General features: G+C 58.4%; 11 protein-coding genes. 2 read left to right on the top strand and 9 right to left on the bottom strand.

The features are described 5' to 3' along the window. Window positions 1–2 precede the first annotated feature (2 nt). The 9 genes from AO726_RS19400 to AO726_RS19440 form a co-directional block, all read right to left on the bottom strand. The gene (locus tag AO726_RS19400; protein WP_058069758.1) at window positions 3–884 is read right to left on the bottom strand and encodes an ABC transporter permease; all 882 of its coding nucleotides are present in this window, start codon (window positions 882–884) and stop codon (window positions 3–5) included. After that, window positions 881–1,963 (bottom strand): ABC transporter ATP-binding protein, encoded by a 1,083-nt coding sequence (locus AO726_RS19405; protein WP_058069759.1) that lies wholly within the window; start codon window positions 1,961–1,963, stop codon window positions 881–883. Before AO726_RS19405 ends, AO726_RS19400 begins: the two co-directional genes overlap by 4 nt. Window positions 1,964–2,057: 94 nt before the next feature. Further along, window positions 2,058–3,083, bottom strand: coding sequence for a polyamine ABC transporter substrate-binding protein (locus tag AO726_RS19410; protein ID WP_058069816.1), 1,026 nt, complete (start codon window positions 3,081–3,083; stop codon window positions 2,058–2,060). A gap of 24 nt (window positions 3,084–3,107) precedes the next feature. Then, window positions 3,108–4,139, bottom strand: a complete 1,032-nt coding sequence (locus tag AO726_RS19415; protein ID WP_058069760.1) for an ABC transporter substrate-binding protein — start codon at window positions 4,137–4,139, stop codon at window positions 3,108–3,110. 148 nt (window positions 4,140–4,287) lie between these two features. Beyond that, window positions 4,288–5,625, bottom strand: coding sequence for an NAD(P)/FAD-dependent oxidoreductase (locus AO726_RS19420; protein WP_058069761.1), 1,338 nt, complete (start codon window positions 5,623–5,625; stop codon window positions 4,288–4,290). A gap of 565 nt (window positions 5,626–6,190) precedes the next feature. Beyond that, window positions 6,191–7,807, bottom strand: coding sequence for an FMN-binding glutamate synthase family protein (locus AO726_RS19425; RefSeq protein ID WP_058069762.1), 1,617 nt, complete (start codon window positions 7,805–7,807; stop codon window positions 6,191–6,193). 214 nt (window positions 7,808–8,021) lie between these two features. Beyond that, entirely contained in the window at window positions 8,022–9,209 is a 1,188-nt protein-coding gene (locus AO726_RS19430; protein WP_082629192.1) for a c-type cytochrome, read from the bottom strand. A gap of 2 nt (window positions 9,210–9,211) precedes the next feature. After that, window positions 9,212–11,116 carry an NAD(P)-binding protein gene (locus tag AO726_RS19435; protein ID WP_058069763.1) on the bottom strand — a complete coding sequence of 635 codons (1,905 nt, stop codon included), beginning with the start codon at window positions 11,114–11,116 and terminating at the stop codon, window positions 9,212–9,214. Window positions 11,117–11,283: 167 nt separating this feature from the next. Further along, the gene (locus AO726_RS19440) at window positions 11,284–12,120 is read right to left on the bottom strand and encodes a 23S rRNA (adenine(2030)-N(6))-methyltransferase RlmJ (protein ID WP_058069764.1); all 837 of its coding nucleotides are present in this window, start codon (window positions 12,118–12,120) and stop codon (window positions 11,284–11,286) included. A gap of 120 nt (window positions 12,121–12,240) precedes the next feature. On the opposite strand from AO726_RS19440, the gene AO726_RS19445 reads away from it, so the two are divergent. Further along, on the top strand, window positions 12,241–13,284 hold the full coding sequence (locus AO726_RS19445) for an NAD(P)H-dependent flavin oxidoreductase (RefSeq protein WP_058069765.1): 1,044 nt from the start codon (window positions 12,241–12,243) through the stop codon (window positions 13,282–13,284). 81 nt (window positions 13,285–13,365) lie between these two features. Continuing rightward, the gene (locus AO726_RS19450) at window positions 13,366–15,168 is read left to right on the top strand and encodes an acyl-CoA dehydrogenase (RefSeq protein ID WP_058069766.1); all 1,803 of its coding nucleotides are present in this window, start codon (window positions 13,366–13,368) and stop codon (window positions 15,166–15,168) included. Window positions 15,169–15,254: the final 86 nt, after the last annotated feature.

Below are 15,254 nucleotides of genomic sequence, written 5' to 3' on the forward strand. Positions count from 1 at the left end.
GTTTACTCACCACGCCGGCCGAGGCCAGCCCCTTTCTTGACGATAAACAGCATGAGTAATGTGGCCACCAGCAGCACCACACCCAGCGAGGAAGCAGCCCCCCAGTTGGCGTACATGGACACGTCGCTCTCGATTCGCATTGAAATCATCTGCACCTTGCCACCACCGAGCAGTGCCGGCGTGACGTAGAAGCCCAGGGTGATAACGAACACCAGCGTGGCCCCAGCCGCCAAACCTGGCAGCGACAGCGGCAGAAACACATCACGGAACGCCCGGGCCGGCGACGCACCAAAGGTGGCAGCAGCCTGGTTGTAGATCGGGTCGATGCTTTTCATTGCGGCGTACAGCGGCAGAATCATAAACGGCAGCATGATGTGCACCATGCCAATTACCGTACCGGTGAGGTTATGCACCAACGGCAATGGCATATCCGTGATCCCCAGGCTCATCAGCAAGTCGTTGGCGATGCCCCGGCGCTGCAGAATGACCAGCCAGGCGTAAGTGCGCACCAACAACGAGGTCCACAGCGACACCAACAGCAGTGCCATCGCCAAGCTGCCCAGCCAACGCGGGCCTTTAACCATGAAGTAAGCGTAGGGATAGCCGATCAGGACGCAGACTAAGGTGACGATGATGGCGATCTTGAATGTCTGCACAAAGGTCAGCACATAGATAGGCTCCAGCAGACGCGTGTAGTTGGCAATGGTCAGTTGACCATTGGCATCGAACAGCGACAGCCAGAACAGCCAGCCAATCGGCAGCACAAAGGTCAGCAATACCAACAGCAGGGCCGGTATACCGGAACCCACCAGGTACCAGCGATGCAGCCGCTCGGCACGTTGCAATTCACGTGCGTTCAACGCACCCAGACCGGCGCTACTCATTGCCCGTCTCCCACCACCAGGGTGTCTTGCACATGCAGCCCCAGCACCACACTTTCGCCACGAGCGGGTAGGCGGCTGCTTTCTGAGCTTCGGGTCGGGCGGCGGATGGCCACGTTCATGCCCTCGCCCAAATCAACCTGCACCAGTTGGCTTTCGCCCTGGAAGATCACATCCGTGACCTGGCCGTGCAGGTGGTTATAACCGAGGGTATCGGCGGTAATAAATTGCAGTTTTTCCGGACGCACCACCAGGCTCGGGTTTTTCATGTCGTTGGTGACATTAGCGCCTTGCAGCGCACGGCCCTGGAAGATCGCCTGACCATTGTTCAGGGTGACCGGCAAGCAGGACGACTCACCGACAAACTCGGCAATAAAGCGGTTAGCCGGACGCTCGTAAAGGTTGACCGGCGTGTCGATCTGGCAAATCTTGCCATTGCTCATCACGGCAATGCGGTCAGACATAGTCAGCGCTTCACGCTGGTCGTGGGTCACATAGACCACGGTCATACCCAGGCGCTCGTGGAGACGACGCAGCTCCAACTGCATGGTTTCACGCAGGCGTTTGTCGAGGGCCGAGAGCGGCTCGTCCATCAACAGAATCTTCGGTTCAAACACAATGGCCCGGGCAAGGGCAATGCGCTGACGCTGACCACCGGACATTTCGGTGATATTGCGTTCGATCAGGTGATCCAGCTCTACCATCGCCAGCGCCTCTTGCACGCGCTTGCGGATATCGGCCCGGTTGTAACCGCGCAACTTCAGTGGGTACGCCACGTTCTGGAACACGTTCATATGCGGGAACAGCGCATAGCTCTGGAACATCATGCCAACGTCACGCTTGTGCGGCGGCTCGAAGATCATCTCACGACCACCAAAACGGATGCTGCCAGCATCAGGGCGAACAAACCCTGCCAGGGCCATTAACAGCGTTGTTTTCCCGGAACCGGAGGATCCGAGCAAGGACAGAAATTCGCCGCTTTTAATCGACAGCGAAACATCATCCAACGCAGCAAAGCTGCCGTAGGTCTTCGTCAGGTTTTCAATGTCGATGGACATTGACAGTTTTTGGTCTTCGGACATGATCACACTCGGCACACATCGGACGTCGAACGTCCTTTTTGTCGAAGATGAGGCGCTGAGCGCCTCATCCCACTTTTTCAACCAGGTATTCCGATCACTCAGCCAGGAACAGGGCGAAACGCTGACGCACGGATTCCTGATTCGCTACCCACCACTCAGGCGACACGGTGACTACCTTGTCGATGTTCTGAGGTGAAGTCGGCAGGCGGGCTGCCAGCTCTTCGGTGATGATCGGCAGCTCATACGCCTTGGCATTCACCGGGGAGTATGGGATCAGCGTGGCGAGCGTGGCTTGGCTTTCCGGCTTCATGATCTCAGCGATCACTTTCATGGCCAGATCTTTATTAGCCGCGCCTTTTGGTACAACCAGGCAGTCATGGCTGAGCAGTGCACCATCGAAGGTGTAATCAACTGTATCGCCGCTGGACTTAACCTCGTTTACACGACCATTCCAAATGGCTAGGAAGTCCACTTCACGGCTGCGCAGCAGCTGCGCGGAGTCTGCACCAGCACCCCACCAGTTAGACACTTGCGGCTTGATGCGCTCCAGCACTTTGATGGCGCGCTCAACGTCCAGCGGGTAAATATCTTTAGGAGCAACACCGTCACCGAGCAGAGCCGCTTCCATGGTCAGCCATGGTTGGCGATACAGTGCACGGGCACCTTTGAACTCAGGGTCAAAGAACTGCTGCCAGTTTTTCGCAACAGGCGCCCCGGTGTCTTCAGCCCAAGCCAGAACGGTGGCGTAGGCATGGCTGGCGATCCAGTGGGACGCAACCACGCTCTGATCCACGTCTTTAGCATCGATTACCGAGTAATCCAGCGCTTCAACCAGGCCCTCTTGCTGGGCTTGCGCACACTCGGTGCTGCCCAGCTCTACGATGTCCCACTTTGGCTTACCGGACATCACTTGGGCGCGGACCGCAGCCAGGCCATCCATGTTGTCTTCTTTAATGGTAATGCCCAGCGTCTTGGCCGCAGGTTCCAGGTAGGCTTTTCGCTCAGCATCCTGCAGGGCTCCGCCCCAACCAGCGAATGTCACGCTATCTGCAAGAACGGTAGTACTGGCACCCATAGCCAATGCTGCGACAACTGCACCTTTGAGCAGGTTAATCTTCATGCACTTCATAGGATCTGCCTTAAATTAGTTCTGGATAAACAGGTCAAAACGGCGTTGCACTTCTTCTTGGTTGGCTTGCCACCAAACAGGATCGAAGAACACAACTTTGTCTAGGTTTGCCGGAGCAGTCGGAAGGGTTGCCGCCAATTCGGCCGGAATAATACCGGTGTCGTAGGCTTTGACGTTGATCGGCGGGTTAGGGATCAGGGTAACCAGTGTGGCCTGACTGTGTGGCTTCATGATTTCAGCCACAAGTTTCATCGCCAGCTCTTTGTTAGGTGCGCCTTTAGGCACTACCAAGCAGTCGTAGTCGACCAGCGCCTGATCGTAGGTGTAGTCAACCTGATCATCGGACTTTTTCAACTCGTCTACACGCGATGCCCAAATCGACAGCGCATCGACTTCACGGCTGCGAAGCAGTTGGGCCGAGTCAGAGCCACTGCGCCACCAGTTCACCACCTGCGGCTTGATGCGCTCGAGCACTTTGAACGCCCGGTCAACATCCAGTGGGTACAGTTCTTTTGGCGACACGCCATCAGCGATCAAAGCCAGCTCAAGGGTGGTGTAAGGCTGACGGTACATCGAGCGGGCGGCTTTAACTTCCGGATCGAAGAAGGCCTTCCAGGTTTTCGGGGTATTAGGGCCTGCATCATTGGCCCATCCCAGTACGGTGGAATAAGCGTTGCTGGCGATCCAATGGGTACCGTAGAAATTCGCAGCCACACCCTCGGTACTGATTACCGAATAGTCCAGCGGCTCGGTCAGCCCCTGTTCTTGCGCCAGCACGCAGTCGTTGGAAGCCAGCTCGACCACATCCCACTTCGGCTTGCCCGACATCACCTGAGCACGAACAGCAGCCAGGCCGTCCATGTTGTCTTCTTTAATAGTGATGCCCAGCGCTTTTTCCGCAGGTTTGAAATACGCCTTGCGCTCGGCGTCCTGCAACGCTCCACCCCAGCCAGCAAACGTCACAGTGTCTGCTGCCTGAACCTGAGCTATCGAACTTAAGGCCATGGCGATAGCCAGGCCAGTCATCCGCCATCTTGTTGATCGCATTTTCAACTCCTGAGGTTGTTGTAATTAGTCAGTTGAATCGAACGCAGGGCGATGCCCATTTTGACGCTGTGTTACCGAAAAACTTAAAGCCGCCTCCTCCCCTAGCCCTGCTAATGCAGATCAGCCTTTTAAAGGTGCATTGGTTGATTTATTGAGCATCTTTGAAGCGATACCAGGCATAGGCCAAGCGTTGCCCAATGCGCAGGAAGGGCTGAAACGGAAAACGCTTGGGAACCTGATGGAGAAAATCGATCGCCGTGGGCTGAGCCTCACCTGCTGCCATTTGTGCCAGACGCTTACCCGCCTGCACCGAGAACGACACACCGCTACCTGCATAACCACCGGCTGAAAACACGTTATCCAGCCCCGGCACCTTACAAATAAAGGGCAGCGAGTTTTCACTGACGGCGACCCAACCGCCCCAGTTGTAATCCACCTCAATGCCGGCCAAAGCCGGGAACTTGCGGCACATTGCGTCATGCAGGTTCTGCCGGTGCTGCGGGTTCTCCGCATCGCGGCCAGTGATGGCGCTGCGACCACCGAACATAATGCGGTCATCCGGCAGACGTCGGTAATAGGAGAGCAAGTTGCGGGTATCGAACATGCACTCGGAACCCACCAGGCTCTGACGCTTTTCTTCAGCTGTCAGCGGGCGGGTAACGATGATTTGCGAATGCACCGGCAGCACACGGCCAGCGGTGGCTTTATTAAGCGCGGGAGAGGTGTAGCCGTTGGTGGCCACAACCACACGGCGCGCGGTCACCACACCACCGGGCGTGACCAGACGATGACTGCCATTGCCGCTGTGCCATTCAGTCACTGGCGAGCGGGTGTGCACCTTGGCACCGGCAGCACGCGCCTGACGATGAATCCCCCAAGCCAGCTTCAGCGGGTGCATGGAGAAACCATCCGGCATATACAGCGCACCGAATGCTTCAGCGCCGTTGTGTACAGCTTTTACATTATCTGCTTCGACAAACTTGGCGCCGTACTTCAGCACATCGTTGTACAGACCGACTTCACGCTTCAGCCCTTCAACATGCGTGGCATGGCTGGCAACTTTGAACACACCATCAGGTTGTGCATCACAGTCGATCTGACCGTCAGCAATCAAGCCACGCACGGTATTCAGACCCGCTGTCATTTCATCGAAATAGGCTTTGGCCGTGCTCGGCCCATAGCGCTTGATCAGCTCAGCAAGCGGCACCCGGCCACCGGAAATACGCGCAAAGCTGCCATTACGACCGCTGCAGCCCCAAGCCACTTGGTTGGCCTCCAGCACGACCGCACGGATGCCGTGCTCACGAGCCAGGTGCAGCGCACAGCTCAGACCGGTGTAACCAGCACCAATAATTGCGACTTCAACGTCCATGGCCCCATTAACCGGACCGTCATCCTCCGGCGCAGTACCAGCAGTGTCCACCCAATATGAGGGCGAATGCGGCGCACCGACGCCGGGATGAGCATTGACAAGCGGATCGTACAATTTATGCTCCGTATCGCTGTGCGATTTATATTTATCACATACGATTAATCCTTATTAATTTTTTGATTTATGTCAATCGAATAGTTAGCTCCCCCTGGCCACGTAGCCTCACTGAGGCTATCCACTCATTTGAAGGGCTAATACCTCTGCAGCGGCGCTAAAAAGCGCTGAGATAGCAAGCGGATTTAGCACAGGGAAATCTACGGATGCGCCATGGCACTAGGCACAGAAGATGCCCGGACGTGACTCTTGAAGCGCGATCAGGCAACAGCCATCCCGCGGATGAGCGAATGCGGGCTGCACGAATAAAAGTGCAGCTGAAATCAAAAGAAATATTTAATTCCAAAGCCACGGAATGAGTGGGCCGTGTAGGAAGCCAGCCCGCAGTCATACCAGCTAAAGCAGACTGTGTTGCAGTGGATTGATAGAGCGGTAGAAACCCGCCGCCAATCGCAGCGCCCGTATGTCACAGGCCATCAGCGGCGGGTGGTGTCAGGACATCAACTGATAGGTAGCGGTGAAGCCAGCCTGTGGACAATATCTGGCATCACATTACAGACACGCCTCACGCCACCTCCGCAGGCTCAAACGTGTGGCTTTGCGCCGCTTTCCACATACGTGAATAGAACTCGCCGGACACGCCGCCGTTAAGCAAGTCACCCGGCTTGAGGAATACGTGCAATTGCGAGTACAGCTTGATCTCGCTGGCGGACATACGCCGCACCAAGTGCTTAGCTTCGATCTGCTCAGGGTGTTTCAGGCCCGCTGCAGCAAGCATTTCTGCCAGAGCCTTGAGGGTGTTGGTGTGGAAGCTGTAGACGCGCTCGGCTTTGTCCGGCACCACCAGGGCGCGCTGGCGTAGCTCGTCCTGAGTAGCCACGCCGGTCGGGCATTTGTTGGTGTGGCAGGACTGGCTCTGGATACAGCCGATGGCAAACATAAAGCCTCGGGCCGAGTTGGCCCAGTCAGCGCCCAGCGCCATGACGCTGGCAATGTCGAATGCGCTGACGATCTTGCCGCTGGCACCGATGCGGATTTTGTCGCGCAGGCCTACGCCAACCAGGGTGTTGTGGACAAACAGCAGGCCTTCACGCAGCGGCACGCCGATGTGATCGGTGAACTCCAGTGGAGCTGCGCCGGTGCCGCCCTCTTTGCCGTCCACGACGATAAAGTCCGGGAGGATGCCGGTTTCCAGCATGGCTTTGGCGATGCCCATAAACTCCCACGGATGGCCCAGGCAGAATTTGAAGCCGACCGGTTTGCCATCTGACAGCTCACGCAGGCGCTGAACGAATTGCAGCAGCTCGGTGGGGTTGGAGAACTCGGAATGGCTGGCCGGTGATACGCAGTCCTGCCCCATCGGTACACCACGGGTGCTGGCAATTTCCTGGGTGATCTTGTGCTTAGGCAGGATGCCGCCGTGGCCCGGCTTTGCGCCCTGGCTGAGCTTGATTTCGATCATCTTTACTTGCGGGTCGGCGGCTTGCTCGGCAAAGCGCTTAGGATCAAAACGCCCGTCTTCCGTGCGGCAGCCAAAGTAGCCGCTGCCCAGTTCCCAGACCAGATCGCCACCGTTTTCACGGTGATACGGGCTGATGCTGCCCTCGCCGGTGTCGTGATAGAAGCCGCCCATTTTCGCGCCACGGTTCAGCGCACGGATAGCGTTGGCGCTAAGCGAGCCGAAGCTCATAGCGGAGATATTGAAGACTGACGCGGAATACGGGTGCTTACACTGCGGGCCGCCAATGGTGATGCGGAAGGTGGCCGGGTCACAGTGCACCGCCGGGGCCATGGAGTGGCCAATAAACTCAAAGCCGTTCTCGTAGACATCCGCCAGCGTGCCGAAGGCTTTTTCCGAGCTTTGCTTTTTAGCGCGGGCGTAAACCAGTGAGCGCTGAGCCCGGGAAAACGGCAGCTGCTCTTTATCGTTTTCTAGCAGATATTGGCGAATTTCAGGGCGAATCGCTTCGATCATGTAGCGAAAGTGGCCAAGTATCGGGTAATTGCGTAAAACGGCATGCCGCTTCTGGGTCAAATCACGCCAGCCCACCACGCTCAGTACCGCTGTAATCAGGGTGATAACCCACAGCCATTCGTGTGCGCCGAGAAACGGCAAGCTGAACAGAGTGAAGAGAACGCAAAAGCCGAAAAAGGCATAGCGGTTTAACAATGAGAAACTCATACAGACTCCTAAATACACGGGCCATCAGGTTTGCTCCGGCAGCGCTGCCCTCCCCATTGGGCATGGCGCAACCGCAACTGCGTTGGCTGCGGCGAATCTAAACCGAAAGCAGCGAGGCGATTCGAGCTTACTGCAGGAATCGCCCCCCAGCTTGGGCCTGTGTTAATGCCGTTGGTTCAACCCCTATCACATTACATTTCTACACCCAGTCGGGCTAATGCGCGCGCTGGGTTGATCGCAGCGAAGCCACCTCACCAGCGTTGACCCGCGTAGCCTGATTGCCCCACTGACTGCGCAGGTAGTTGGCCAGACCAGCCAGCTGCCCATCATCCAGCGTCCAGCCGTAGCCGGGCATGGCATAGCCCATATGCTCCAATGTTCGCGGACTGTGCGAGCCTTTCAACAGCACTTGCAACAGGCTGCTGGGGTTATCCGAAATCACGGTTGGGTTTCCGACCAGTGCGGGCACCACGTAGTCCACGCCCTGCCCTTCATTTCCGTGGCAAACCGAGCAGTAACTTGCATACAGGCGCTGCGCCTGCGGGTCGGGCTCAGTTGGCGGAGCAGAAGCGCGTGCCGACTTTGGAACGCGACTGTTAGCCAGCAGGTATTCAGCCAACCCGGTAAGGTCCTCTTGGGTAAAGTACTGACTGCTGTGACTGATGACATCCGCCATCGGCCCGCTGACGCTGAAGTCTTTAGATCGGCCTGTGCGCATCAGTGACTGCAGTTCAGCAGCCTCAATATTGAGACTACGCAGATCGCTGGCGTACCAACCATCCAACTCGGCACCGGCCAGATAACGCTCGTCGCCTTCATCCATGGCCAGCTCCTGCATCGCCCAGCCGCGCGGAGTGTGGCATGCGCCGCAATGGCCAAGGCCCTGCACCAGATACGCACCGCGGTTGTATGCAGCACTCTTGTCCGTGTTGGCGACATATTCATCAGTGTCGTGGAACAGCCACTGCCAGATGCGTAACGGCCAGCGCATGGACAGCGGCCACGGAATGTCATTGTCACGGTTGGCTACAGGTTGCGGCTGCACCTCTTTCATGAAGTAGTCATACAGCCCGCGCATGTCTACTTCAGTGAGTCTGGCGTAACTGGTGTAAGGCATCGCCGGGTACAGCGCCTGCCCTTCGCGGCCGATACCCTGACGCATGGCGCGGTCAAAGTCCTCAAAGGTGTAAGCACCGATGCCGTTTTCCTTATCCGGTGTGATGTTGGTGGAGTAGATTTTGCCCAGCGGCGTGTCAAAGGCGACACCGCCCGCCATAAAGGCTCCGTCTGCAGAGGTGTGGCACGCGGTGCAATCGCCCACGCGAGCGAGATACTCACCCTGACTGGCAACAGCCGGGAGCGATACGCCCAGAAGCGCGGCAATAAGAATCAGACTGCGCATGATCACACCTCCCCGCCAGACAGTTCGGAAACCGCCCGCCAAGCCTGATCAATCGCGGCATGGGCATAGGGATTCCAGTCCGAGTCAGAGTTGGCAATGGTGATATTGCCAATGGGCTGACGCGCCCGCTCGATGATGCGGTCGGATTCATCCTCGTCATCGAACATGCCGTTGAAGAAGTAGGAATAGCCGTGCGCCCAGCGGTTGACGGTAATCTCGGCGATATCGCGCTGGTGATCAAAACCGCCGGGGCCGAACATGGCCTGCAGCTGCTCACGGGTCTGCCGCTCAATTTCTGCAAACGGCGTCCCCAGCAGATACGCCCGGCCTTTGCGGGCCTGATCGCGGGCACTAAGACCACTGCCTGGCATGACCGGCACCATGATCATATGCAAACCGATGGGCTGGCCTGGGTCTCGGGAATGTGTGTAGCCGCCCAAATTGACCGGGTAATCCAGCTTGACCACACAGTACGGTGCGGTCGGGCAATACACATCATGCACGCCCAGCTTCTTCACGGCTTGCCAATTGCGGATCACCACCTTGGTGTACACCAGTGGCAGTTTGACGTTTTGCGCCAGTGCGTCTTTCTGCGCCTGTGGCATTTCCGGAACCATGTACGGGATGAGCATGTTGTACCCCGCCATCACCACATGCTTAGCGCGAACACGGGCCAGTTTGCCGTCGCGCACATAACCCAGATCAACCCGACTCTGGCCGTCAGCCTGAATGTTCTGTGCTTTGACCGCCGTGCTATTCAGGCGCAGGCGCACCTTGCTACTGTCTTCATCCAGCTTGGCGTAATCGAACTGAGCCAGCTGTATGTCCTCCATGCTGTGCCCGGGGGGAGCCACCTGAGGGATCAGTTTGCGCACCATCAAACGGGCCAGCGTGGCGTTGCCGTCAGGGAAATGGAAAATGTACGGATCATCCAGCTCCGCCTGCTCTTCTGCGCTCATCGGCGGTAAGCCCAAGCCCTGAAAGCCCGGCAGGCCGCACAGGCGGGCATCGGCACAGGAGGTGGCATCAATGCCAACGGCCTGAAAGTCGTTGGTCTGCTGCTGAAAATAACGGATAGCCGAAGGCGGCAGACCCACTTTGTCACGCAGGAAGTCACGGTAGCTGTTGCGCTCGCACCAGTGCGTTTTCTCCTCCGTGCTCATGCCGGCGAGATAGTCTTTGGCCTCTGTATGCAGGGCAATCAGCGCCTTGCGCTCAGCCTCAGGCAGCGGGAAGTCGCTGATAAATTCCGGGTAAGGTCGGGCATTCATGCGGTCTTTGGGGATGTCGTCCGCCACTTTGCGGGTGGGCGAGCCGGTGACCAGTTTGTCTACGCCGAAGTTGGCGCGGTCGAAGAACACACCGCGAGACAAGCCAAGATCCGGGTAAAACTGAGTGTCGAATGCAGCTTCCAGGCGATCGAGGTTCACCCCCAGATCCTCCAGCATCTGCAACGCCCGCTCACTCCAGATGGAGCGCGGTGATTGCAGCGATTCACTGCCGCCGTATTCCAGCACCAGGCTGTTTTCAGTCTTACATTCGTGGCGCTTGGCGTGGCCGCCAAAGTCGTCGTGGTTGTCCAGAATCAGGATGCGCTGGTCGTTACCAAAGCGCTGCTGATAGTACATAGCAGCTGCCAGCCCACTGATCCCGGCACCGACTACGATCAGATCGTATTCAGCTTCGAGCTTAGCGCTGTCGATGTCGTACTGTTTGCCGCCACGGGCCAAGCCATGTGCGACCTCAAAAGAACCGTCGTGGTTGCCGCGCATGCCGTCCAGAGTCGGCGGGTAATACAGCGTACGGTCCTGCAGTTGCGTACTGGCCTGAAGAAGGGAGCCGGGCAGCATGCCGGCAGCGACACTGATGGCCACTCCATTGAGAAAATCACGGCGGGTTATTTCCATGTCTGCACCTTGTCTGGTCCTGTGGGCAACTGGCGTTTACACGCCAGCTCCATCACTCGGCCAGACAGGACTGCGTCCGTTAAGGAAAATAATCCCGTAAGGGCTCTATCGTTAAGCCGAAGTGTCCGACAAAACTATAGGCACACTTGACCAATCCTGCCGCAGACTTACTCGGCGATCAGCCAATCCAGACGCCAGCCGCCCTGCGTCTGGCCGAGCAAGTTGGCCAGCCACGGCAGCACTTCGCGCAGCTCATCCTCCAGCCCCCATGGTGGATTGCTGATAACCAGACCGGAACCATTCAAGCGCTGTGCATCATCGGTCGGATGCACGAACAACTCGACGCGCAGCAGTTTAGGTGCGCTGCTCTTTTCCAAATCGCTGTAGAAGCGCTTGAGCTGGCGCTCATCCTTAATCGGATACCAGATAGCAACGATGGCCTGGCGCATGCGGCCGATGGCTTCGTTGAGGGATTCGACACAGCGTTTCAGTTCATCAGCCTGCTCAAACGGCGGGTCGATCAGCATCAGCATGCGCTTTTCGCGGGTCGGTAGCAGCGCCCGCGCCACATGCCAGCCTTCACCACGGTGCACGGCAACACGCGGATCGCGCGCCATGTTTTCCTTGAGCAGCGCGCCGTCTTCCGGGTGTTTTTCGTTGAACTGCAGGTGATCCTGATCACGCGCCAGACGCCGCGCCAGCTCCGGTGAACCGGGGTAATGACGGAGCACGCCGTCCTTATTCATGCGCCGGAGGATGTTCAGGTAATCGCCGAGCGCGGCCGGCACATCTTCAGCCTGCCACAGGCGGCTGATGCCTTCCAGATATTCGCCCGTGCGGCTGGCCTGATCGCCCTGCAGGTCATACAGACCAACGCCTGCGTGGCTGTCGATGTAGGCAAACGGGGCCTCTTTGCGCGACAGCAGACGAATAATGCTGCTAAGGACGTAATGTTTGAGAACGTCGGCGTGGTTACCGGCGTGGAAGGCGTGGCGGTAGTTCATTGGGCAGGCTCCTGTGACCGCATAGTTTACCCGTTTGGATTAGAATTCCGCAGCCGCAACGCGCCCTCCTTCCATTTCGGCTTGCGTGTGCGAGCCGAATGTCATTGCCGGAGTCCCCCGATGAGCCTGAAAGACCTGCTGCAAATCGACATTCCACTGATCCAGGCACCGATGGCCGGTGTGCAACTGCACGAGCTGGCCGCAGCTGTTTCCAATACCGGCGCGCTGGGCTCCCTGCCCTGCGCCATGCTTGATGCCACCGGGCTTGAGCGCGAGCTGACGGCGCTGCGCAGCAAAACGGACAAACCGTTCAATCTCAACTTCTTCTGCCACACACCGGCCCAGCCTGAAGCTGAACGCGAAGCGGGCTGGCGGGCGGCGCTGGCACCTTACTACGCTGAACTGGGCATCGACCCGGCCAGCATCCCCAGCGGTCCTGGGCGTCAGCCGTTCAGTGCAGAGCTGGCGGAAGTTCTGGAACGCTTTAAGCCTGCGGTGGTGAGTTTCCATTTCGGCCTGCCAGCGCCGGAACTGCTGCAGCGAGTCAAAGCCACCGGCGCAAAAGTGCTCAGCTCTGCCACAACGGTTGAAGAAGCCATCTGGCTGGAGCAAAACGGCGCAGACGCCATCATCGCCCAAGGCCTTGAGGCCGGCGGCCATCGCGGTATGTTCCTGACGGATGACATCACCAGCCAGCTCGGCACCTTCGCCCTGCTGCCGCAAGTGGTGGCCGCCGTGAAGGTGCCGGTGATTGCCGCGGGCGGCATCGCCGATGCAGACGGCGTACGCGCAGCCATGAGCCTCGGGGCCAACGGCGTACAGATCGGCACGGCCTACCTGTGCACCCCCCAGGCCAGCACCAGCGCCATCCACCGCGCGGCGCTGCAAAGCCCGGCAGCCCGCCATACCGCGCTGACTAACCTGTTCAGCGGCCGCCCGGCGCGTGGCATCGTCAACCGCGTGATGCGTGAGCTGGGGCCAATCAGCAAGGTGGCTCCGGGCTTCCCGCTGGCAACCGCCGCCATCACGCCGTTGCGCAGCAAGGCAGAAAGCCAGGGCAGCGGCGATTTCACCCCGCTCTGGTCGGGCCAGAACGCCAGCGGTTGCAAGCCGATTGATGCCTCCGAGCTGACCCTGGAGCTGGCGCAAGGCTTCACCCGTTGACCGCGTATCACGCTTATTAATGATGCTGGGAGGGCTCGGGCAGGCTGTTTAGACTCCACGGATTGATTGTGGAGATCACCCATGCCCGAGACCCTGCTCTGCTCACGTAACCTGGCGTTTGAACTGTATGAAGTCCTCGACGCTGAAAGCCTGACCCAGCGCGAGCGGTACGCCGACCACAGCCGCGAAACCTTTGATGCCGCACTGAGCACTGCCCGCAGCATTGCGGAAAACCTGTTCGCTCCGCACAACCGCAAAAACGACGAGCACGAGCCGCAATATGTCGACGGCGCTGCGGTGTTGATCCCGGAAGTGAAACCAGCAGTCGATGCCTTCCTTGAGGCGGGCTTTCTCAACGCAACCCGCGACTTTGGTGTCGGCGGCATGCAGCTGCCCACACTGCTGTCACAGGCGTGCTTTGCACACTTTCAGGCCGCCAATACCGCCACCACGTCGTACCCGTTCCTGACCATGGGCGCGGCCAACCTGATTGAAAACTTTGGCAGCGAAGCGCAGAAACAGCGCTTCCTTCAGCCGATGCTCGAAGGCCGCTTCTTCGGCACCATGGCCCTGACCGAGCCCCATGCCGGTTCGTCCCTCTCAGACATCCGCACCCGCGCCGAACCAGCTGCGGACGGCACCTATCGTCTTAAGGGCAACAAGATTTTTATCTCCGGCGGCGATCACCCGCTGTCGGAGAACATCGTCCATCTGGTGCTGGCCAAGCTGCCCGATGCACCGGCAGGCGTTAAGGGCATCAGCCTGTTTATCGTGCCGAAGTTTCTGGTTAATGAAGATGGCAGCCTTGGCCCGCGCAACGATGTAACCCTGGCCGGCCTGTTCCACAAGATGGGCTGGCGCGGTACCACCTCAACCGCGCTCAACTTCGGCGATAACGGTGAGTGTGTCGGCTATCTGGTGGGCAAACCGCACCACGGCCTGGCGTACATGTTCCAAATGATGAACGAGGCGCGTATTGGTGTCGGCACCGGCGCGACCATGCTCGGTTATGCCGGATACCTGTACTCACTGGAATACGCCCGCCAACGCCCGCAAGGTCGTCAGCCGGATGGCAAAGACCCGACTGCACCACAAATCGCAATCATCGAACACGCCGACGTAAAGCGCATGCTGCTGGCGCAAAAGGCCTATGTAGAAGGTGCATTCGACCTGTGCCTGTACGCTGCCCGCCTGTTTGATGACACCCAGACGCTGCCGGAAGCAGAGCAACGCGCCAGCGCCCTTGAGCTGCTCGACCTGCTCACGCCCATCGTCAAATCCTGGCCTTCAGAGTTCTGCCTCAAGGCCAATGAGCTGGCGATTCAGATTCTCGGCGGCCACGGCTACACCCGCGAATACCCAGTTGAGCAGTACTACCGCGACAACCGCCTCAACCCGATCCATGAAGGCACCCATGGTATTCAGTCGCTGGATTTGCTCGGGCGCAAAGTCACCCAGAACGGCGGCGCGGCACTGAAACAGCTAGTGAAACTGATCCAGAGCTGCTGTCAGCGCGCCGAAACGCATGAATCCCTCAACGCACTGCGCCTGCCGCTGGAGCAGCACCTGGCGCGCCTGAGCAATGTAACGCTGGCGCTGATCGGCGATTTGATGAGCGGTCAAATCAGGCAAGGGCTGGCCAACTCGGCTTTGTATCTGAAGGTATTCGGCCATGCGGTGATCGGCTGGCGCTGGCTGGAGCAGGCCATTCGTGCCGCTGAAGGATTGACCAACGGCAATCCGGCCGATGCGGCCTTCTATCAGGGTAAATTGCAGGCAGCACGTTATTTTCTGACGTGGGAAGTACCGGCCTGCCAGCACGAACTGAGCCTGCTGGAAGCCCGGGACGATACCTGCCTGAATATGCAAGATGACTGGTTCTAGACGCCCGGCAGGCCTGAAGTGAAAGGGCCTGCCGCCCACCTGAAACAGCCGGGAAAACCCTGTAGAAACACTAAGTTGTGCTTTTT

Origin of the sequence: Pseudomonas sp. TTU2014-080ASC (assembly GCF_001446935.1) — a bacterium.
In the GTDB taxonomy this organism is placed as follows: domain Bacteria; phylum Pseudomonadota; class Gammaproteobacteria; order Pseudomonadales; family Pseudomonadaceae; genus Aquipseudomonas.